17 protein-coding genes are annotated in these 20,927 nt (G+C 59.0%); 3 read left to right on the forward strand and 14 right to left on the reverse strand.

Going from position 1 to position 20,927, the window contains the following annotated elements; translation table 11 throughout:
• Positions 1-105 precede the first annotated feature (105 nt).
• The 14 genes from CAF63_RS00550 to flhA all read right to left on the reverse strand — a co-directional run bounded on the left by CAF63_RS00550 (position 106) and on the right by flhA (position 14,495).
• Positions 106-498, reverse strand: coding sequence for a DUF2802 domain-containing protein (locus CAF63_RS00550; protein WP_085682974.1), 393 nt, complete (start codon positions 496-498; stop codon positions 106-108).
• The gene (locus CAF63_RS00555; RefSeq protein ID WP_007959223.1) at positions 499-984 is read right to left on the reverse strand and encodes a chemotaxis protein CheW; all 486 of its coding nucleotides are present in this window, start codon (positions 982-984) and stop codon (positions 499-501) included. It lies immediately after the preceding gene.
• 73 nt (positions 985-1,057) lie between these two features.
• Positions 1,058-2,005, reverse strand: a complete 948-nt coding sequence (locus CAF63_RS00560) for a CheW domain-containing protein (RefSeq protein ID WP_085682975.1) — start codon at positions 2,003-2,005, stop codon at positions 1,058-1,060.
• Positions 2,006-2,007: 2 nt separating this feature from the next.
• Complete coding sequence (locus CAF63_RS00565) at positions 2,008-2,796, reverse strand: ParA family protein (protein WP_085682976.1); 789 nt, start codon at positions 2,794-2,796, stop codon at positions 2,008-2,010.
• Between the two features lie 43 nt (positions 2,797-2,839).
• The gene (motD, locus tag CAF63_RS00570; RefSeq protein WP_085682977.1) at positions 2,840-3,730 is read right to left on the reverse strand and encodes a flagellar motor protein MotD; all 891 of its coding nucleotides are present in this window, start codon (positions 3,728-3,730) and stop codon (positions 2,840-2,842) included.
• Positions 3,731-3,742: 12 nt separating this feature from the next.
• Positions 3,743-4,483, reverse strand: coding sequence for a flagellar motor protein (locus CAF63_RS00575; RefSeq protein WP_085683348.1), 741 nt, complete (start codon positions 4,481-4,483; stop codon positions 3,743-3,745).
• The gene (locus CAF63_RS00580; RefSeq protein WP_085682978.1) at positions 4,483-5,619 is read right to left on the reverse strand and encodes a chemotaxis response regulator protein-glutamate methylesterase; all 1,137 of its coding nucleotides are present in this window, start codon (positions 5,617-5,619) and stop codon (positions 4,483-4,485) included. The genes CAF63_RS00575 and CAF63_RS00580 overlap by 1 nt, the downstream gene beginning before the upstream one ends.
• A gap of 49 nt (positions 5,620-5,668) precedes the next feature.
• Positions 5,669-7,948 carry a chemotaxis protein CheA gene (locus CAF63_RS00585; RefSeq protein WP_085682979.1) on the reverse strand — a complete coding sequence of 760 codons (2,280 nt, stop codon included), beginning with the start codon at positions 7,946-7,948 and terminating at the stop codon, positions 5,669-5,671.
• Between the two features lie 39 nt (positions 7,949-7,987).
• A complete protein-coding gene (locus CAF63_RS00590; RefSeq protein ID WP_085682980.1) occupies positions 7,988-8,776 on the reverse strand; it encodes a protein phosphatase CheZ in 789 nt (262 codons plus the stop codon).
• Between the two features lie 17 nt (positions 8,777-8,793).
• On the reverse strand, positions 8,794-9,165 hold the full coding sequence (locus tag CAF63_RS00595; RefSeq protein WP_003183998.1) for a chemotaxis response regulator CheY: 372 nt from the start codon (positions 9,163-9,165) through the stop codon (positions 8,794-8,796).
• Between the two features lie 167 nt (positions 9,166-9,332).
• Positions 9,333-10,073, reverse strand: a complete 741-nt coding sequence (gene fliA / locus CAF63_RS00600) for an RNA polymerase sigma factor FliA (RefSeq protein ID WP_085682981.1) — start codon at positions 10,071-10,073, stop codon at positions 9,333-9,335.
• Positions 10,070-10,900 (reverse strand): flagellar synthesis regulator FleN, encoded by an 831-nt coding sequence (fleN, locus tag CAF63_RS00605; protein WP_003222917.1) that lies wholly within the window; start codon positions 10,898-10,900, stop codon positions 10,070-10,072. The genes fliA and fleN overlap by 4 nt, the downstream gene beginning before the upstream one ends.
• Before the next feature lie 113 nt (positions 10,901-11,013).
• On the reverse strand, positions 11,014-12,354 hold the full coding sequence (gene flhF, locus CAF63_RS00610; protein ID WP_085682982.1) for a flagellar biosynthesis protein FlhF: 1,341 nt from the start codon (positions 12,352-12,354) through the stop codon (positions 11,014-11,016).
• An 11-nt stretch (positions 12,355-12,365) separates the two neighbouring features.
• Positions 12,366-14,495: a flagellar biosynthesis protein FlhA gene (gene flhA, locus CAF63_RS00615; RefSeq protein ID WP_085682983.1), complete on the reverse strand. Its 2,130-nt coding sequence runs from the start codon at positions 14,493-14,495 to the stop codon at positions 12,366-12,368.
• 222 nt (positions 14,496-14,717) lie between these two features.
• Here flhA and CAF63_RS00620 point away from each other — a divergent pair, with 222 nt between their 5' ends.
• The 3 genes from CAF63_RS00620 (at position 14,718) to CAF63_RS00630 (ending at position 20,570) form a co-directional block, all read left to right on the forward strand.
• A complete protein-coding gene (locus tag CAF63_RS00620; protein WP_085682984.1) occupies positions 14,718-17,093 on the forward strand; it encodes a hypothetical protein in 2,376 nt (791 codons plus the stop codon).
• A gap of 568 nt (positions 17,094-17,661) precedes the next feature.
• Entirely contained in the window at positions 17,662-18,021 is a 360-nt protein-coding gene (locus tag CAF63_RS00625) for a DUF6124 family protein (RefSeq protein WP_085682985.1), read from the forward strand.
• 242 nt (positions 18,022-18,263) lie between these two features.
• The gene (locus tag CAF63_RS00630; protein WP_085682986.1) at positions 18,264-20,570 is read left to right on the forward strand and encodes a hypothetical protein; all 2,307 of its coding nucleotides are present in this window, start codon (positions 18,264-18,266) and stop codon (positions 20,568-20,570) included.
• Positions 20,571-20,927: the final 357 nt, after the last annotated feature.

Genomic DNA, 20,927 nt, shown 5'->3' on the forward strand with positions numbered 1-20,927 from the left:
AAGACGCCTTCGCGAGCAAGCTCGCTCCCACATTGGTTCGGCGTACACCGATCTAATGTGGGAGCGGGCTTGCTCGCGAATAGGCCATCAGCCTCAACGCAAAAATCAGTTCTTGTGCAGCTTGCGCATCAACTCCGCCTCAGCCTGGGTCAACCCGCAGGACTGGGTCAGCTCATCGACACTTGCGCCCATCCCGACAAGTTTCGCCGCCTGGGCGAACGACAGGCTGGAAGGATCGCGCTGTTCGAGCTGGGCGAGTTTGTCCGGGATCGGACTGACCACCGCGCGCAGCTCGTGCAGGGCTTCGCCCATGCGCACGTTGCCGTTCTGGTAATCGTCGACACGCTTGGCCAGATCCTTGATGCGCTGATCACGCAGCGCATCGCCCTGGGCCTGTTGCGCAGCGATCACCCGCTGCGCCTTGATGTACGCCAGAAACATTGCCAGCGTGCCTGCCCAGAACAGGAACAGGACAATGACCGCTACCTCGAGAATCAATCAGATGTTCTCCAGTTCCGACCACTCTTCTTCGCTCATCATCTTGTCCAGCTCGACCAGGATCAGCAACTCGTTGTTCTTGTTGCACACGCCCTGGATGAACTTGGCCGACTCTTCGTTACCGACGTTCGGTGCGGTCTCGATTTCCGACTGACGCAGGTAAACCACTTCAGCCACGCTGTCGACCATGATGCCAACCACTTGCTTGTCGGCTTCGATGATAACGATACGGGTGTTGTCGCTGATCTCACCGCTCATCAGGCCGAAGCGCTGACGGGTATCGATCACGGTCACCACGTTGCCGCGCAGGTTGATGATGCCCAGCACGTAGCTTGGCGCACCCGGAACCGGAGCGATCTCGGTGTAGCGCAGGACTTCCTGAACGCGCATCACGTTGATGCCGTAGGTTTCGTTGTCCAGCTTGAAGGTCACCCATTGCAGGATCGGATCTTCGGAACCCTTTGCCGCCGTAGCCTTGTCGTTCATACCCTAGCCCCTCGAAAAACCGCGCCTGGCGGTGTGTGTTCTGTGCGCCGGCTTCAGGGCCGGCGCGTGTCTTTTATGTCGGTTTGTGGTTCGGCTTACTGCCGGACATGTGCTTTGCCCCACCGCTGGCGATCAACTCGGCCAGTGCGGAGACATCGAGCAAGGCGCACATGTGTTCAATCACCGTGCCGGCGAGCCATGGCCGCTGACCCCGCTGACTTCTCCATTTGATTTCATTCGGGTCCAGACGCAACGAGCGACTGACCTGATGCACCGCCAGGCCCCACTCGTAACCCTGCACCGAAATCACGTATTGCAGGCCCTGACGGAAATCATCGCGATAGCGATCCGGCATGACCCAGCGTGCGGTGTCCAGCACCTTCAGGTTGCCGGCCTGGCTCGGCAGAATCCCGAGGAACCATTCCGGCTGACCGAACAGCGGCGTCAGCTCATGGCCGGCCAGCGAATAAATCGAACCCAGGCACACCAGCGGCACCGCCAGCGTCAATCCGGCCACGTCGAACAACAGGCATTCGAACGCTTCCGAAGCCCAGGCCGGCCGGCCATCAGTCTCTACCGGTGGCGGCGTGTTGCTGGGCGGCAGATGCACTTCGACCAGCGGCGCAACCAGGGTCGGTTCGACCGGGGCTGGCGCAGGCGCTTCAGGCTCTGGCGCCGCCGGAACCGGAGGCGTTTGCAGAAGTTGGGTTTGCAGCAGCGGTGCCAGCGTCGAGATCACGCGCACCGGCTCAGGCTCTTTGATCAGAGTCGCTGGCGCTTTGGCCACCACAGCGGCAGGTGCTGCAACCGGGGCGACCGGTCGGGCGGCTTTTTGCGCATCCCGGGCCTGCTCTTCAAGGACAGCGGCCTGGAATTCATCGAGTGCCGCGGTGTTCTCGACCACCTCGACCGGCGCTGCGATTTCCTGCTCGACCTCGTCCGGCACTTCCTGCAGCAAGCCGTCCAGATAGGACTGCAGCGCCAGTTGCGGCTTCGACGTCAGCTTGATCGGCCGATTCATGCTCAAGCCACCTGCGCAACGAGTTGCTGCGCCAGCAGATGCTTGAGCAGTGCGCGGTAAGCCAGCACGCCACGGCTCTTGCCGTCGAACTGCGAAGGGGTGACACCGGCACGACTGGCGTCGCGCAGACGGGTATCGACCGGGATGTAACCCTGCCAGATCTCGTCGGGGAATTTGTCGCGCAGCACGCGCAAGGTGCCCATCGACGCCTGGGTGCGGCGGTCGAACAGGGTCGGCACGATGCTGAACGGCAGCGCCTGTTTGCGTGAGCGGTTGATCATCGCCAGGGTGTTGACCATGCGCTCCAGGCCTTTGACGGCCAGGTGTTCGGTCTGCACCGGGATCACCAGTTGCTGACTGGCGGCCAGGGCGTTGACCATCAGCACGCCGAGCAACGGCGGGCTGTCGATGATCGCGTAATCGAAGTCCTGCCACAGCTGCGCCAGACTCTTGGCGATCACCAGGCCCAGGCCACTCTGCCCCGGTGACTGGCGCTCTAGGGTGGCCAGTGCGGTGCTCGACGGTAACAGGGAAATACGTTCATCGCTGGTCGACAACAGCAATTGACCCGGCAAGCCTTGCGGCACCGTGCCCTTGTGCAGAAACAGGTCGTAGTTGCTGTGTTCCAGGCTGTCAGGGTCGTAACCGAAATAGCTGGTCATCGAGCCGTGCGGGTCGAGATCGACCACGACCACGCGCTTGCCCGCCTCTGCCAGCAAACCGGCTAAAGCGATGGAAGAAGTGGTTTTACCAACACCACCCTTTTGATTGGCGACTGCCCAGACTCTCATTCAGATCGTTCCTCCCGGCCGGGATACTCGGCCGAGACATGGTTCAGCGTATTAATGCGGGCGACGGAGAATTGACGGCACTCTCGCGTCCCGGCGTCTTGACCGGGGTCGGTGCAGTTTGTGTGCCAGCACGCTTCAACGCGGCGTCCGGTGTTGCATTGGCGGTTCCGGTGCCGGTCAGGCTGCGGCGCACATCGAGATTGCGCGACACCACCAGCACCACGCGACGGTTTTTCGCCCGGCCTTCGGCGGTGGCGTTATTGGCCACCGGCTGGAATTCGCCGTAGCCCACCGAGGCCAGACGGCCAGGGTTTACGCCCTGCATCGCCAGCATGCGCACGATGCTCGCCGAACGCGCCGAGGACAGTTCCCAGTTGGTCGGGTACTGCGCGGTGCGGATCGGCTGATCGTCGGTGAAGCCTTCGACGTGGATCGGGTTGTCGAACGGTTTGAGGATCGCCGCGACCTTGTCGATGATGTTGAACGCGATGTCGCTCGGCATCGCATCACCGCTGCCGAACAACAGGCTGGAGTTGAGTTCGATCTCGACCCACAGCTCGTTGCCGCGCACGGTCATCTGGTTCGAGGAGATCAGGTCGCCGAACGCGGCACTGATGTCATCGGCGATGCTTTTCAGCGGATCGCTGGCCCCGGCGATGCCAGCGTCGACCTGTTCGGCGTCTTTGACCAGCGGCTTGGCCGGGGTCACAGTCTTCGGTCGTTCTTCACCGATCGGGATCGGCTTGAGCGCGCGGTCGGAGTCGGTGAAGACCCCGATCAGCGCTTCGGAGATGATCTTGTACTTGCCTTCGTTGATCGACGAGATGGAGTACATCACCACGAAAAAGGCAAAGAGCAAGGTGATGAAGTCGGCGTAGGAAACCAGCCAACGTTCATGGTTTACGTGCTCTTCATGCTGGCGACGACGTGCCATGAGGTTAGTCCCTTAATCCATGAAGCCCTGAAGCTTCAACTCGATGGAGCGTGGGTTTTCACCTTCAGCGATCGACAAGATCCCTTCCAACAACATTTCGCGATAACGCGACTGTCGCAACGCGATTGACTTGAGCTTGGCGGCAACCGGCAGCAACACCAGGTTGGCACTGGCCACACCGTAGATAGTGGCGACGAACGCGACCGCGATCCCGTTGCCCAATTGCGACGGATCGGCCAGGTTGCCCATCACGTGGATCAGGCCCATCACCGCACCGATGATGCCGATGGTCGGCGCATAGCCGCCCATGCTTTCAAACACTTTGGCGGCCTCAATGTCGCGGGCTTCCTGAGTGTAGAAATCCACTTCGAGAATGCTGCGGATCGCTTCCGGCTCGGCGCCGTCGACCAGCAGTTGCAGGCCCTTGCGCGAATAGGCGTCAGGCTCGGCATCCGCCACGCCTTCCAGACCCAGCAGGCCCTCCTTGCGGGCGGTGAGGCTCCAGTTGACGACGCGGTCGATGCCGCCGGCCAGGTCCACACGCGGCGGGAAAAAGATCCAGGCCAGAATCTGCATGGCGCGCTTGAACGCGCTCATCGGCGATTGCAGCAGCGCAGCGCCGATGGTGCCACCGAGCACGATCAGCGCCGCCGGGCCGTTGGCCAGCGCGCCGAGGTGCCCCCCTTCAAGGTAATTGCCGCCGATGATGGCGACGAACGCCATGATGATCCCGATAAGGCTTAGAACATCCATCAGACGCATGCCTCGACCAGGTGTTTGCCAATATCGTCCAGGCTGTACACCGCGTCGGCGAGGTCAGCTTTGACGATGGCCATCGGCATGCCGTAGATCACGCAACTGGCTTCGTCCTGCGCCCAGATCGTGCTGCCGCCCTGCTTGAGCAGGCGTGCACCTTCGCGCCCGTCGGCGCCCATGCCGGTCAGTACGACCGCCAGAACTTTGTCGCTGTAGGATTTGGCCGCAGAGCCGAAGGTGATGTCCACGCACGGCTTGTAGTTCAGACGCTCGTCGCCCGGCAGGATTTTCACTGCACCACGGCCGTCGATCATCATCTGCTTGCCACCCGGTGCCAGCAGCGCCAGCCCCGGACGCAGGATGTCGCCATCCTCGGCTTCCTTGACGCTGATGCGGCACAGCTTGTCCAGACGTTCAGCGAAGGCCTTGGTGAAGGCTGCCGGCATGTGCTGGATCAGCACGATTGGCGCCGGGAAACTGGCCGGCAACTGGGTCAGAACCCGTTGCAGCGCAACCGGGCCGCCGGTCGATGTACCAATCGCCACGAGCTTGTAGTTTTTGCGTTTCGGGGCCGGCGACGAAGCACTGGCCGCTGGCGCGCGAGTCGGTGCAGGCGCAGGTGCCGGGCGGGCCGGAGCGCTGTGGCTGCCAAAGCTCGACGGCGCAGCAGCTGGAGTCGGCGCAGGCGCAGGTGCAGCGGCGGGCGCCGGCGCACTGTAAGCACTGAAACGACGGTTGCTGCGCGAGATGCTGTGAACCTTCTCGCACAGCAGTTGCTTGACCTTCTCCGGATTGCGGGAGATGTCTTCGAAATTCTTCGGCAGGAAATCCACCGCGCCGGCATCGAGCGCATCCAGGGTGACCCGGGCGCCTTCGTGCGTCAGCGAGGAGAACATCAACACCGGGGTCGGGCAGCGCTGCATGATATGCCGCACGGCCGTGATGCCATCCATCATCGGCATCTCGTAGTCCATGGTGATCACGTCCGGCTTGAGGGCCAGGGCCTGATCGATCGCCTCTTTACCGTTGGTTGCCGTGCCGACAACCTGGATGCTCGGATCCGCTGAAAGAATTTCCGAGACGCGGCGGCGGAAAAAACCCGAATCGTCCACCACCAGGACTTTGACTGCCATAAACACTCCATTAGGTGCAGCGGGACGTTGTCGCCCCGCCGCCCCGGATTCAAATACGCCGTGCGGCGTAACGCTTGAGCATGCTCGGAACATCGAGAATCAGTGCAATGCGGCCGTCACCGGTGATGGTGGCGCCGGACATGCCCGGAGTTCCCTGGAGCATCTTGCCCAATGGCTTGATGACCACTTCTTCCTGGCCGACCAGTTGATCGACGACGAAGCCGATCCGCTGGGTGCCCACCGAAAGGATCACCACATGGCCTTCGCGCTGCTCTTCGTGAGCGGCGGAGCTGACCAGCCAGCGCTTGAGGTAGAACAATGGCAGCGCCTTGTCCCGCACGATCACCACTTCCTGGCCGTCCACCACGTTGGTGGTCGACAGGTCGAGGTGGAAGATCTCGTTCACGTTCACCAGCGGGAACGCGAACGCCTGGTTGCCGAGCATTACCATCAGGGTCGGCATGATCGCCAGCGTCAGCGGCACCTTGATGACGATCTTCGAGCCCTGGCCCTTGGTCGAGTAGATGTTGATCGAACCATTGAGCTGGGAAATCTTGGTCTTCACCACGTCCATGCCGACACCGCGGCCGGACACGTCGGAGATCTCGGTCTTGGTCGAGAAGCCCGGGGCGAAAATCAGGTTGTAGCACTCGGTGTCGCTCAGGCGATCGGCGGCATCCTTGTCCATCACACCGCGTTTCACGGCGATGGCGCGCAGGACGTTCGGGTCCATGCCTTTGCCGTCGTCGGAGATCGACAGCAGGATGTGGTCGCCTTCCTGTTCAGCAGCCAGGATCACCTTGCCGCCACGGGCCTTGCCCGAGGCTTCGCGTTCTTCCGGCGACTCGATGCCGTGGTCGACCGCGTTGCGCACCAAGTGGACCAGCGGGTCGGCCAGTGCCTCGACGAGGTTCTTGTCGAGGTCGGTCTCTTCGCCCACCAGTTCCAGGTTGATTTCTTTCTTGAGCTGACGTGCCAGGTCGCGAACCAGACGCGGGAAACGGCCGAAAACCTTCTTGATCGGCTGCATCCGCGTCTTCATCACCGAGGTCTGCAAGTCGGCGGTGACCACGTCGAGGTTCGACACAGCCTTTTGCATGGCTTCGTCGCCGCTGTTCAGGCCAAGACGCACCAGACGGTTACGCACCAGCACCAGCTCGCCGACCATGTTCATGATTTCGTCGAGACGCGCGGTATCAACGCGAACGGTGGTCTCGGCTTCGCTCGCCGGTTTTTCCGGTGGCGGAGTCGCCGGAGCACGGGCCGGAGCCGGTGCCGCAGCGGCGGCTGGCTTGGCCGGTTCGGCTTTCGGCTCAGGCGCTTTTGCAGCAGGTTTTGCCGCAGCGGCCGGGGCCTTGGCAGCGGGCGCTGCAACAGCAGAAGCATTACCGGCGGTCACGACGGCGCCGGTGGCGACATCAGTGAACTTGCCTTTGCCATGCAGATCGTCGAGCAGCGCTTCGAACTCGTGGTCGGTGATCAGATCGCTACCGGCCGCAGCGGCTGCCGGAGCAGTCGTCGCAGGAACCGAAGCAATCGCCGACTCCAGCGCATCGACGGCAAAGTTGCCCTTGCCGTGCAACTGATCGAGCAAGGCTTCGAATTCGTCGTCGGTGATGTCCGAGCTGTCGCCCGCTGCCGGAGCCGCCGGGGTAGCGGCCGCCGGGGCCACGGCGTCGGCCGCGAACTGGCCCTTGCCATGCAACTGGTCGAGCAGCGACTCGAACTCGGCGTCGGTGATTTCATCGCTGGCCGCCGCGTCGGAAGCAGGCGCGGCGGCAGCCGCCGGAGCTTCGGCTTCAGCCTTGACGGCGCTCAGCGAGTCCAGCAACTGTTCAAATTCGTTATCGGTGATGTCGCCGGAGTCGCCGGTTTCGTTTTCAACGACCAGCTCTTCGATCATCTCGGCAACGGGCGACGCCGGGGCTTCATCCGCCGATTGCGGTTCGGCCAGGCGCGACAGAGCGGCCAGCAGTTCCGGGGTAGCCGCAGTGATCGGGCTGCGATCGCGGACTTCGCCGAACATGCTGTTCACCGCGTCCAGCGCTTCAAGCACCACGTCCATCAGTTCTGCATCTACGCGACGCTCACCCTTGCGCAGGATGTCGAACACGTTTTCGGCGATGTGACAGCACTCCACCAGCTCGTTGAGCTGAAGGAAGCCGGCGCCCCCTTTTACAGTGTGGAAACCGCGAAAAATTGCGTTGAGCAGATCTGCGTCATCCGGGCGGCTTTCCAGCTCGACCAGTTGTTCGGACAGTTGCTCAAGAATCTCGCCGGCCTCAACCAGGAAATCCTGAAGGATCTCTTCATCGGCGCCGAAGCTCATTAATGGGGTGCTCCTACAGGTCTAAAAACCCAAAAAAACTCAAAATCCAAGGCTGGATAGCAAATCGTCCACATCGTCCTGACCGGACACAACGTCTTCTCGTTTATCGGCATGAATCTGCGGACCTTCACCCTGCGAGAGATGTTTTTGTGGATCTTTTTCAGCAAGCATCGCCGCACGGTCATGCTCGATGCCCGCAAAGCGGTCCACCTGGCTGGCCATGAGTACGAGTTTGAGCAGGTTGCTTTCGACTTCGGTGACCAATTGGGTCACGCGCTTGATCACTTGACCTGTGAGGTCCTGGTAATCCTGGGCGAGCAGAATGTCGTTCAGATTGCTCGACACCGCGCGGTTGTCCGCACTGCTGCGTGCCAGAAAACCGTCGACCCGGCGCGCCAGTTCACGGAACTCTTCAGCCCCGACCTCACGGCGCATGAAGCGGCCCCAATCGGCGCTCAAGGCCTGGGCTTCGTCAGCCAGGCCATTGACCACAGGGGTCGCGCTTTCCACCAGATCCATGGTGCGGTTGGCAGCGTTTTCGGTCAGCTTGACCACGTAGCCCAAGCGTTCGGTCGCATCAGTGATCTGCGACACTTCCTCGGCCTGAGGCATGTGCGGATCGATCTGGAAATTGACGATCGCACTGTGCAATTCACGCGTGAGCTTGCCCACTTCCTGGTACAGGCCACGGTCACGGGTCTGATTGAGCTCATGGATCAGTTGCACGGCTTCGCCGAACTTGCCCTTTTCAAGGCTCTCGACCAGTTCGACCGCGTGTTTTTTCAGGGTCGACTCAAAATCGCCCTGTGAAGATTCGTTGTGCTCCATAGCTCCCCCGCGCGTCATCAGCCGATGCGTTCGAAAATCTTCTCGATCTTTTCTTTCAACGCCTGGGCCGTGAAAGGTTTGACCACATAGCCGTTCACGCCGGCCTGGGCCGCTTCGATGATCTGCTCGCGCTTGGCTTCAGCAGTCACCATCAGCACGGGAAGGTGCTTGAGTTTTTCATCGGCGCGCACGTGGCGCAGCAGGTCGATACCGGTCATGCCTGGCATGTTCCAGTCCGTTACCAGAAAGTCGATGCTGCCGCTGTTGAGCACCGGAATGGCAGTGGTGCCATCGTCGGCTTCAACGGTGTTGGTGAACCCGAGATCACGCAACAGGTTCTTGATGATCCGCCGCATCGTTGAGAAGTCATCAACGATGAGGATTTTCATGTCTTTGTTCAATTCGACCTCCAAGCAGTCTTAAACGCGCCCAGCACCTGGACGCGCCATTTCAATCAATCCGGCAAAACACTCGATGACTGTCTGGAGCACAACAGATCGAGACCGGTGCCGTTCACCACCGCACCAGCCTCGTTCGCAGTGTCCCCACACTGCCTTCAGCGCGCTCGCCACTCCCCCAAACGCCCCCGCAAGCGGGCCGCGCACTGGCTGTGTAACTGGCTGACCCGCGATTCACTGACGCCAAGGACTTCACCGATTTCCTTGAGGTTCAGCTCTTCGTCGTAGTACAGCGCCAACACCAGTCGCTCACGCTCCGGCAAATTGGCAATCGCGTCCGCCAGCGCTGCCTGGAAGCGTTCGTCTTCCAGATCGCGCGACGGTTCCAGATGAGCACTGGCGCCATCCTCGTGCAGCCCTTCGTGTTCGCCGTCCTGCAACAGGTCGTCGAAACTGAACAGCCGGCTGCCCAGGGTGTCGTTCAAAATCCCGTAGTAATCGTCGAGACTCAATTGGAGTTCGGCCGCAACCTCGTGATCTTTAGCGTCACGGCCGGTTTTAGCTTCAATTGCACGAATCGCGTCGCTGACCATACGGGTATTGCGGTGAACCGAGCGCGGTGCCCAGTCCCCTTTGCGCACTTCATCAAGCATCGCGCCACGGATCCGGATGCCCGCGTACGTTTCAAAACTGGCGCCCTTGCTGGCGTCGTATTTGGTCGAGACTTCGAGCAGGCCGATCATCCCGGCCTGGATCAGGTCTTCGACCTGCACACTGGCCGGCAATCGCGCCAGCAAGTGGTAAGCAATGCGTTTGACCAGTGGCGCGTAACGCTCGATCAGCTCGTACTGCGCGTCACGCGCCGACTTTTTGTAAAGGTTCATACCGCTGGCGGTCATAGCACAGGTCCTGCCGTTTGCTGCACGAGGCGCTCGACGAAAAATTCGAGATGGCCACGCGGGTTGGCGGGCAGCGGCCAGGTGTCGACCTTCTGTGCGATCGCCTTGAACGCCAGTGCGCACTTGGAACGCGGGAAGGCTTCATAGACCGCACGCTGCTTCTGCACCGCCTTGCGCACGCTTTCGTCGTAGGGCACCGCGCCGACGTATTGTAGGGCGACGTCGAGGAAGCGATCCGTGACCTTGGTCAACTTGGCGAACAGATTGCGACCTTCCTGCGGGCTCTGGGCCATGTTGGCCAGGACGCGGAAGCGGTTCATGCCGTAATCGCGGTTGAGCAGTTTGATCAGCGCGTAGGCGTCGGTGATCGAGGTCGGCTCGTCGCAGACCACCAGCAACACTTCTTGCGCAGCGCGAACGAAACTGACTACCGAGTCACCAATACCCGCAGCGGTGTCGATCACCAGCACGTCGAGATTGTCGCCGATGTCGCTGAACGCCTGAATCAGGCCGGCATGCTGGGCCGGGCTCAGGTGAACCATGCTCTGGGTGCCGGAAGCGGCCGGCACGATGCGGATCCCGCCGGGGCCTTGCAACAGCACGTCGCGCAGCTCGCAGCGGCCTTCGATCACGTCGGCCAGGGTGCGCTTGGGTGTGAGGCCCAGCAGAACGTCGACGTTCGCCAGCCCCAGGTCGGCGTCCAGCAGCATGACCCGACGGCCAAGCTCTGCCAGCGCCAGGGACAAGTTCACTGACACATTAGTCTTGCCGACGCCACCTTTGCCGCCGGTCACCGCGATCACCTGTACGGGATGCATGCTGCCCATGTTATTTCTTTACCTTGTCTTGCATAGACGGAGGCCACATTACTGGCTGCGCGTTCACAACCGGAACAATGCATGGCAGACCATCGATGTAGGTACAAAAACGGTTCATTACCTCAGCCAACCTGCTTGGTCGGGCTGTGGTAGATATCAGCGAACATGTCAGCCATGGCTTCTTCGCTGGGTTCTTCCTGCATTTGCACACTGACGGCGCGGCTGACCAGTTGATGACGGCGCGGCAGATGCAGATCATCCGGAATACGCGGCCCATCGGTCAGGTAGGCGACCGGCAGTTCGTGACTGATCGCCAGGCTCAGCACTTCGCCAAGGCTGGCCGTCTCATCCAGTTTAGTCAGGATGCACCCGGCCAGCCCGCAACGCTTGTAACTGTGATAAGCGGCGGTTAGAACCTGTTTCTGGCTGGTGGTTGCCAGCACCAGATAATTTTTCGACCGAATGCCACGCCCGGCCAGACTTTCCAGCTGCATGCGCAGCGCCGGATCGCTGGCTTGCAGGCCGGCGGTATCGATCAGCACCACGCGTTTGCGCAGCAGTGGATCCAGCGCCTGCACCAGGGACTGGCCCGGATCGACGTGGGTCACCGACACATTGAGGATGCGGCCCAAGGTCTTGAGCTGCTCCTGCGCGCCGATGCGGAAACTGTCCATGCTCACCAGCGCGATGTTCTGCGCGCCGTACTTGAGCACGTAGCGGGCGGCCAGTTTGGCCAGGGTGGTGGTCTTGCCCATGCCGGCAGGACCGACCATGGCAATCACGCCGCCCTCTTCCAGCGGCTCGACTTCGGGTACGGAAATCATCCGCGCCAGGTGCGCCAGCAGCATGCGCCAGGCCTGACGAGGCTCATCGATCTCGGTGATCATCGACAGCAGATCACGGGACAACGGGCCGGACAAACCGATGCGTTGCAGACGACGGTACAGATTGGCCTGGGCCGGACGGCTGCCTTGCAGCTGGTTCCAGGCCAGAGTGCCGAGTTGCACTTCCATCAGTTCGCGCAGGCTGTTGAGCTCGAAACGCATCGAGTCCAGCGCACGCGGGTCAACACCAGCAGCAGCGGGTGCTGGCGCCGGGGCTGGACGGGCCGGCGCTTCGTAGGTCGGTTCGGTCAGCGGCTCGGCAGCGGTCAGCGGCAGGCCGGCCGTCAACGGCAGCCCGGCGAACAGCTGGCGATTGGTGTTGCCGTCGGCTTCGCCACGCAGGCTCAGTTCGGCCTGGGCGGTGACGATGCGCGACTGAGTCTTGCGCAGCTCATCCTCGAGTTCCATGTTCGGAACGCGCGGGGCCAGCGCCGACAGTTTGTAATCGAGCGCCGCCGTCAGCTCGACGCCGCCGGCAATGCGGCGGTTGCCAATGATGGCGGCATCAGCGCCCAGCTCATCACGAACCAGCTTCATGGCCTGACGCATATCGGCGGCGAAAAAACGCTTAACTTGCATAAACCACTACCTCAGCCGTTGGGCCCTACTGTCGCAACGATGGTCACTTGCTTGTTGTCCGGAATTTCCTGGTAGGCCAGCACATGCAGTCCGGGAACTGCCAGGCGACCAAAGCGCGAGAGCATCGCGCGAACCGGGCCTGCTACCAACAGGATCACCGGCTGACCTTGCATTTCCTGGCGCTGCGCCGCTTCGATCAGCGAACGCTGCAGCTTCTCGGCCATGCTCGGCTCCAGCAGAACGCCCTCTTCCGAGCCTTGTCCTGCCTTCTGCAGACTATTGAGCAATATTTGTTCCAACCTTGGCTCCAGCGTGATAACTGGCAGCTCCGACTCAGTCCCTACAATGCTTTGGACGATGGCACGGGAAACGCCGACCCGCACAGCGGCCACCAAAGCGGCGGTATCTTGACTCTTGGCGGCATTGTTGGCGATGGCTTCGGCAATGCTGCGGATATCGCGCACCGGCACGTGTTCGGCCAGCAACGCCTGCAATACTTTGAGCAGCTGCGACAGCGACACCACGCCCGGCACCAGCTCTTCGGCCAGCTTCGGCGAGCTCTTGGCCAGCAATTGCATCAGTTGCTGTACTTCTTCGTGGCCGATCAGCTCGCTGGAGTGCTTGTACAGAATCTGGTTCAAGTGTGTCGCAACCACGGTGCTGGCATCGACCACGGTGTAACCGAGCGATTGCGCCTGCGCGCGCTGGCTGACTTCAATCCACACCGCCTCCAGGCCGAAAGCCGGGTCTTTGGCGGTAATGCCGTTAAGCGTGCCGTAGACCTGCCCCGGGTTGATCGCCAGTTCGCGATCCGGGTAAATCTCGGCCTCGGCCAGGATCACGCCCATCAGGGTCAGGCGGTAGGCACTCGGCGCCAAGTCGAGGTTGTCGCGGATGTGCACGGTCGGCATCAGGAAGCCCAGATCCTGCGAAAGCTTCTTGCGCACGCCCTTGATCCGCGCCAGCAATTGCCCGCCCTGGTTACGGTCCACCAGCGGAATCAGGCGGTAGCCGACTTCCAGGCCGATCATGTCGATCGGGGTCACATCGTCCCAGCCCAGCTCCTTGGTTTCCATGGCGCGGGCCGGCGACGGCAGCAGTTCCTGTTGACGCTTGACCTCTTCCAGCGCGACGACCTTGGCCACGTTCTGCTTCTTCCAGAACAGGTAAGCGCCACCGGCAGCCAGGGCAGCCATGCTCAGGAACGAGAAGTGCGGCATGCCCGGCACCAGGCCCATGACCGCCATCAGACCGGCAGCCACCGCCAGCGCTTTGGGCGAGGCGAACATCTGGCGATTGATCTGCTTGCCCATGTCTTCCGAGCCGGAAGCACGGGTCACCATGATCGCCGCCGCTGTAGATAACAACAGTGATGGCAATTGCGCCACTAAACCGTCACCGATGGTCAGCAAGGCGTAAACCTTGCCCGCGTCGGCGAAGCTCATGTTGTGCTGGAAGATACCGACGGCCATGCCGCCGATCAGGTTGATGAACAGAATCAGCAAACCAGCGATGGCGTCACCGCGCACGAACTTGCTGGCACCGTCCATCGAACCGTAGAACTCTGCCTCTTGAGCCACTTCCTGACGACGGGCCTTGGCCTGGGCCTGATCGATCAGGCCGGCGTTGAGGTCGGCGTCGATCGCCATTTGTTTGCCGGGCATCGCATCGAGGGTGAAACGCGCGCTCACCTCGGAGATCCGGCCGGCACCCTTGGTTACCACGACGAAGTTGATGATCATCAAGATCGCGAAGACCACGATACCGACCACGTAGTTACCGCCGATCACCACCTCACCGAAGGCCTGGATCACCTTACCGGCAGCGGCGTGGCCGTCCTGACCGTGGAGCATCACCACCCGGGTCGACGCCACGTTCAGCGCCAGTCGCAACAGCGTCGCCACCAGCAGGATCGTCGGGAACACTGCGAAATCCAGTGGCCGCAAGGCGTACACGCAGACCAGCAGCACGACGATCGACAAGGCAATGTTGAAAGTGAAGAACACGTCGAGCAGGAACGGCGGCACCGGCAACATCATCATCGCCAGCATGACCAGCAGCAACAGCGGCACACCCAGATTGCCCCGACTGAGGTCGGCAATGTTCGAGCGAGCACTGTTGATTAACTGAGAGCGATCCACCGGTTTTCCCCGTTCCTTTAAAGCAAACTTTTGACGCCCGAAGCAGGCGCAGGGCGGCTACTGCAAGAAGCCTTCCAATTAACTGCGCAGCATGCATTTTTTTGTTTTTTGCCCCGCTCATCGATGACCATCCGTCGCCACCTGTCAGATCTGACAGGTGTGTAATTCCCCACACGGCGTTTTGATATCTCCTGCACTCCCACCACTCAGGAGCCCCACCCCATGACCACCTCAACCCCGCCGGAAAACATCGTTCTCGCGCTCAGTCCGCCAAAGATCAATGGCCAGACTGAGCCCGTTGCAGGCGCAATGGTTGGCTTGTCGAAGGCCGCCTATGAGCTGGTGGCCGACGGCGAGGGCGCCGTTGTAATCGTCGACCCACCATTGTCTGGCACCACTCATCCCGGGGATGTCATAGAGCTTTGGCTCAAGGATGATGAAGCGGTACTGGACAGCGAAACCATCAGTGATCCAAGCGCCAAGACCATCTTGCGCCTACCCAAAGACCGGTTGCATTCGGACCGGGTCAACGAGGTGCTCTATACCATTAAGCGTGGCAGCAGCAATATTGGCACCTCCCCGCCACTCACCGTGCTTTACAACTTCATCCGTCTCGGCCTGAAAGACCGATTGACCGTGCCCGGCGGTCACTCCGAACTCAAACTGCTGCTGCCAGACGCGATCAAAAGCGGTGTCGGCCCGGATTTCGTCAGCGCCGAAGTCTGCGTCTCTCATCCATACGGCCGTGCCTACGACCGTATCGACCTCAAATGCAATGGCGAACTGATGAAGGCCTTTGTGGGTAAGGACCAGGCACCACAACCGCCCGATCCCGGTTCCGAAGAACCGATCACGTTTTGTTTCATCGTGGGTCGCGCTTTCCTGGATCGCGCGAAACGACTGGATCAGAAACTGAATTTTTCCTACACCGGCACCGATCAGATCGGCAACGGCACGGACCCCGACGCATCGTGGTCGCCGGTGCAAACGGTTGATGAGGACCTGGATGGTACGCGCTTGCCGAAGGCGATCCTGCTGGAGCAGATGGTGGATTATCCCGGCGACGACGCCGAGAAAATTGAGCTGGAGAAACTGGCAGGCAAGCCATTACTGCTGGTGGTCCTGACGATAGACCCACGCTTTGTCGTGGGCTACGAAGTCAACGCGACGTACACAGCGAAAAACACGGGACAACCCGCCGATGTGGTGGTACCCGTCAGCGGCAAAGTCGAAGCGGATCCGTTCGGGCAGAAAAAACCCTGCATCCTTGAAGTGCCGAACAACAAGATCTTTGCCGATAGCAACGTCATCGTGACTTACGAACTGCGCAAGCCGAACGGTGATCTGGTGGGCACTTCCATACCGGCGACCGCTACGGTGACGGGGAGTGCTCCGATTGCATTAATGCCACCAACACTGGTGGCACCGGCGACCAACCCCATTGATGTGCTGTCCTACGAAAACGGAGTCACCGTGCGCATCGAGCACCTTGCGGCACTACCCAATGACCAGGCTCGACTGCTGGAGGTTGATCCGCCTCCTGATGCCAAGCCGTTTCTACCAACTGCGTTCAATCAAAACAAACGCGCCAACTTCAAACTCAGTCCCGAGTTTTTAGTGTCACGGCGCGGGACAAGCACCAAGTTGCGCTGGGAACTTATTCGAGAAGGAAAACCAGTCGGCGAATCAAAGAACTTGACACTGATCATAAGCCCTATTGCTGAGAATGATCCGCGCTTCCCGCCACTGAACATTGCGGGAGAAACAGGAGGGGTATTGGATGTTCGAAAACTGGACGAAGGAGCGCAGATTCTTTCGGATAAATGGCCCCTACAAAAGGCAGGCCAACCAACCTGGATAACCTTAAATGGAACTGATAAGCAGGGCAACTCGATTAGTAAGGATGTACGGAAGGGAGAGCCTAATCCATCGGCAAATGGAATGTCAGCATCGGCACCTGTTGAATGGCTCAACGAGCTCAAGCACGACAGTAAACTGATGATAGAAGGTGCCGTCAGCCTGGATGGAAGCGCCGACAAAGAAAAAGCTGTGCTCCTTGCGCTACGCACTTATACCGTCGCGGGCAAACGTGGGCCCGTGACGATTGATTATTGGGGGCCTGAGGGCGATCTCCCGAATGGTACAGTCCGTGACTTAGGGCACGCGACTTTGACTGTCAAATTTATCACTGGAAATCCGACGGCATATGCAAGCGTACTCCTTACTCACTCACAAGTTACGTTATCGAACGGCGCTTATACAGGACCTACTTATGGTACACCCAGCGTAGTTTTACATCTAAAGGGAGAGAGCGCTCGAACAATCACTGTTATTGGCTCCCAACATTTAGGAAATGCGGACGACAGCAACAAACCTCCGCCACATGGCACAATTTTAAGTGAAATAACTTTTTTCGACATTGACGGGAAAGACATCCATAGACATCAAGTGCCATACAGTCCGAATGCCGCTCACCTGATCCAGTTAACGATCCCAAACGGAAAATCATTTTATAGTTTTTCGTTCCTCCAGAAGCAGGCTCCGGTAAGACATTCCGCCTTCTGTGAGCTATATAGGATTATTTACGATGATCAATGAAAAAAGGACGAATGAAAAAAGGGGCGTATTGGAATGGCACTTACTTAGCAGCTAACCACTTGGAGGAAAAAGGGGACGCATTTATTTGAAGGAAAAAGGGGACGCGTATTTAATAGCCATTGAAGCAGAGGGGGTTTTGGCGTGATTTTTCTGCTGACCGGGATGTCGCCTGCTCGCGAAGGGGCCCGAGAAGCCGGCACAAAATGCCTTTTAAACCCAGGCGTTTAAAAGACACCTCCAGACACGCCTTACAGGCTACGCATCCTTGCGCCACTGCCTACAGCTACGCCAGAATCCGCCGGCTTGTGCGCTTTGGGTCGGGTCCAATTGTGGGTCGGTCGCTGACGAATCAGCGATCGGTTTTAGCGACTCGGCTCAATTTAAAGGTGCACCTGCGTTCCAGGCTTCGTTGCGGATATGTATGTCTGCAATTTCGTTATGGTGGCTGTATGCGGGAGACCCTTGTGGTCTGCCGGGTGCCTTTGACCGGTTCGCTAACCCGCGTACAGCCGCCACCCTTCCTGTTTAGCGACAGGATTTGGCGGCTCCACTTCAAAGGAGCTTCACCATGATCAAACCCACACCCAACCCACCCGAAACCGACCCCGCCTCGCCCTACGAATCCGCCGATTCCAGAAAGCTTCACGAAGCCGCCGACCGCGCCCTCGATCACTATCTCTGCCCGCCCGGCTCCACGCCACCACCGCGCAAAAACCGCAGAATGTATGCCGTCACCGCAGACTTCAAAAACGAAGAGCTGCTGGTCGATGCCTGCGAAACCCTGGCCTCAGCCAGAACCATCGTCAATGACTTCACCCAACTCATGCCCGCCTCGCAGCGCAGAACGCTGGTGGGTATTGCGCAATTGATCATGCTCGGCGAGCTGGCAGTGAATCGGGTGCTGGATAATCTGGAATTGCCGAATTAAAGCGTCGCCACTGATGCCCTCCTGTGGGAGTGAGCTTGCTCACGAAGGCTGACTTACAGGCAACACATCTTTCCAGACAAAAAGAACCGCCGTTCCGAATCAACCGGGACGGCGGTTTTTTCATACAGTACACGACCACTCGTCGCAAAACCGCCGTCACCTGTCAGATCTGACAGGTGCGAAATTCATCGTTTAGCACTCTGATAGCTCCTGCCCGTTCCCACCGCGCAGGAGCCTTATCCGTGACCACTTCAACCCCACCGGACAACACCGTTTTCGTTCTCTATCCGCCAATCGTCAATGGCCAGACCACGCCCGTGGAAGGTGCACATATCGGAGTGCCCTTGGTCGCCTATGATCTGGTCACCGATGGTGAAGGTGCAGTCGTTCTCGTCGATCCGCCGTCGACGGGCACCATGGATCCCGGAGACGTCATGGAGCTTTGGCTTGAGGGGGAACCGGCAGCACTGGACAGCGAAACCATTGTCGATCCGAACGCACGCACCACGCTGCGTATTCCCAAGGGTCGACTACATCCGGACCGGGTCAACAAGCTGTACTACACGATCAGGCGTGGAAGCAGCAATTTAGGGACGTCCACGCCCCCGCTCGAAATACTCTATAACCGCATCCGTCCCGGCCTGAAGGATCGCCTGACCGACCCCGGCGGCCACTCTGAACTCAAGCTCCTTCTGCCTGACGCGATCAAGAACGGCGTCGGCCCGGATTTCGTCAGCGCCGAAGTGTGTGTGGCCTATCCATATTGCCGGGCGTATGACCTCATTACCCTCAAGTGCAATGGCGAACTGCTGGAGCCCAAGCCCAAGGTCAATCCGAATCAGGCGCCGCAACCACCGAATCCCGGTGACGAAATCCCCATTACCAGTTGCTTCACCATCACCCGCGCCTTTCTGGACGAGGCGAAACGTCAGGACAAAAAACTGCATTTTTCCTACACCGTCACCGACCAGATCGGCAACGGCCCGGACACTGATGCACCGTGGTCGCCGGTACAGACGGTGGATGAGGACCTGGATGGCGTTTTACTTCCAATGCCAATTCTGCTTGAACGTAAAGAGGACTATCCCGGTGATGACGCGAGCATCATTGATCTGGAAAAACTGGCGGGTAATCCATTGCTGCTGGTCGTGATCACCAAAGACAACCGCTTTGTGGTGGGTGACGAGATTGTGGCGACCTATACCACTACAGGGCAATCCGACCCCGTGGTAGTCCGGGGCAAAGTCGAAGAGGATCCCTTCATTGGGAAACTGCCCTGTTTCCTTGAAGTGCCCAATGACAAGGTCTTCGCTGGCAGCAAGGTGACTGCGAATTATAAATTGCACAGGCCCACAGTTGGTTTGGTGGGGATTTCCAACACAGCTACCGCAACGGTGACAGAAACCGCCCCGGTCGATTTGGAGCCGCCAACACTGGTGGCACCGGCCGTTGATCCGATTGATGTGCTGGCCTATCCCGACGGGGTGACAGTGCGCATCGAGTATCTTGGCGCACTGGAAGGAGACCGCGCACGACTGGTGGAAGTCAATCCGCCAGCAGGTTCGCCACAGTTTCCGCTGGTGGAGTTCAACAGCAATAAGCGGGTGAACACGGTGTTGAGCCCGGCGTTTCTCTCCGCGCGGCATGGAAAAGTGATCGAGTTTCGCTGGAATTTGAATCGCAATGGTGGACAAGCGGGTAAGTCAGATGCGACCAAGGTGACATTGTTGAAGATCGCGGATGGAGATGCGCGGCTACCCTCGCCAAAAATTCCACAGGCACCGGATGACAAAGTGCTGGATTTGAATTCTTTTCAAGGAAACGCTGAGGTTACCGTGCGGGCGTGGACAGGCATCAGCACGGATAACATTGTGCAACTAAAACTTTCGGGAAAAGACAATAACAATAACGACCACACAATCCCGATATTGACCAACCACAAAATAACCGATCCAGAAATAACCTCTGGAATAAAGGAAACGCTAACTAGAGAACAACTATCATCCCTGAAGCATGACACTGAATTCACAGTATCCTTTGAAGTATTGCCAGGCGCCACCGACAATTCGACGCCCGTTATTTTTCCGAATTTGACTTTAAAGCTATTGAAAAACACTTTAATGACTTCAGAGGATTTTGAGACAGCTAGAGAACAATACATGCAGCCTGGCGATGAAGAGAAGCTCCCCAGCATGACCGTTAAGGTAGTAGCAGGACTTTTACACATCTCTCATCTCTCCACTCGTTATACCCCTCATATAAGCGGAGTGCATTTATTCACGTACCCCGACACCACTATAAGAATCACACTAAGCCACCCAGCAAAAAGCATTAGATTCGGCACTGCCACAAACTTTAACACCCCGTCATCATACAAATGCTATGACGAAAACCTACAACCAATTAAAACTCAGTCCACCCCACCATATGATGAACAAAGACGAGCATGGGTTAACATTACAGAAACACCAAATAAAGAAATTAAATTTATAGATATAACCATTGGAGCATCCGCCTCGTACTTGGATAACTTCACAATGTTCCATTGAGCGGCTTCTCCTTTGCAGTCATATCGCTGAGCATTGCGCATGTCGCCATGCTCGGCGTAACGACGAATCCCTAAGGGTCTGATGGGATAGCTCTCAGAGAGAGTCACGCTATCTTTCACCTATTAAACTCCGGCGTTTAAAAGACACCTCCAGACACGCCTTACAGGCCACGAATCCTTGCGCCATTGCCTACAGCTACGCCAGAATCCGCCGGCTTGTGCGCCTTGGGGGCGGGTTCTATTGTGGATCGGTCGCTGACGAATCAGCGATCGGGTTTAGCGACTCGAATCATAAATAGGTGCACCAGCGCTCGATGCCTTGTCGCAGATTCAATGTCTGCAACTCCGCTATGGTGGC

Origin of the sequence: Pseudomonas sp. B20(2017) (genome assembly GCF_002113125.1) — a bacterium.
Taxonomy (GTDB): Bacteria; Pseudomonadota; Gammaproteobacteria; order Pseudomonadales; family Pseudomonadaceae; genus Aquipseudomonas.

What these genes read in the sequence shown, in the direction of transcription:
- CAF63_RS00590 (WP_085682980.1), bottom strand. Translation starts at nt 8,776, where the DNA reads ATGGAGCACAACGAATCTTCACAGGGCGATTTTGAGTCGACCCTGAAA.
- CAF63_RS00625 (WP_085682985.1), top strand. Translation starts at nt 17,662, where the DNA reads ATGATCAAACCCACACCCAACCCACCCGAAACCGACCCCGCCTCGCCC.
- CAF63_RS00565 (WP_085682976.1), bottom strand. Translation starts at nt 2,796, where the DNA reads ATGAGAGTCTGGGCAGTCGCCAATCAAAAGGGTGGTGTTGGTAAAACC.
- CAF63_RS00620 (WP_085682984.1), top strand. Translation starts at nt 14,718, where the DNA reads ATGACCACCTCAACCCCGCCGGAAAACATCGTTCTCGCGCTCAGTCCG.
- CAF63_RS00580 (WP_085682978.1), bottom strand. Translation starts at nt 5,619, where the DNA reads ATGGCAGTCAAAGTCCTGGTGGTGGACGATTCGGGTTTTTTCCGCCGC.
- CAF63_RS00575 (WP_085683348.1), bottom strand. Translation starts at nt 4,483, where the DNA reads ATGGATGTTCTAAGCCTTATCGGGATCATCATGGCGTTCGTCGCCATC.
- CAF63_RS00585 (WP_085682979.1), bottom strand. Translation starts at nt 7,948, where the DNA reads ATGAGCTTCGGCGCCGATGAAGAGATCCTTCAGGATTTCCTGGTTGAG.
- fliA (WP_085682981.1), bottom strand. Translation starts at nt 10,073, where the DNA reads ATGACCGCCAGCGGTATGAACCTTTACAAAAAGTCGGCGCGTGACGCG.
- CAF63_RS00555 (WP_007959223.1), bottom strand. Translation starts at nt 984, where the DNA reads ATGAACGACAAGGCTACGGCGGCAAAGGGTTCCGAAGATCCGATCCTG.
- fleN (WP_003222917.1), bottom strand. Translation starts at nt 10,900, where the DNA reads ATGGGCAGCATGCATCCCGTACAGGTGATCGCGGTGACCGGCGGCAAA.
- CAF63_RS00560 (WP_085682975.1), bottom strand. Translation starts at nt 2,005, where the DNA reads ATGAATCGGCCGATCAAGCTGACGTCGAAGCCGCAACTGGCGCTGCAG.
- flhF (WP_085682982.1), bottom strand. Translation starts at nt 12,354, where the DNA reads ATGCAAGTTAAGCGTTTTTTCGCCGCCGATATGCGTCAGGCCATGAAG.
- motD (WP_085682977.1), bottom strand. Translation starts at nt 3,730, where the DNA reads ATGGCACGTCGTCGCCAGCATGAAGAGCACGTAAACCATGAACGTTGG.
- CAF63_RS00595 (WP_003183998.1), bottom strand. Translation starts at nt 9,165, where the DNA reads ATGAAAATCCTCATCGTTGATGACTTCTCAACGATGCGGCGGATCATC.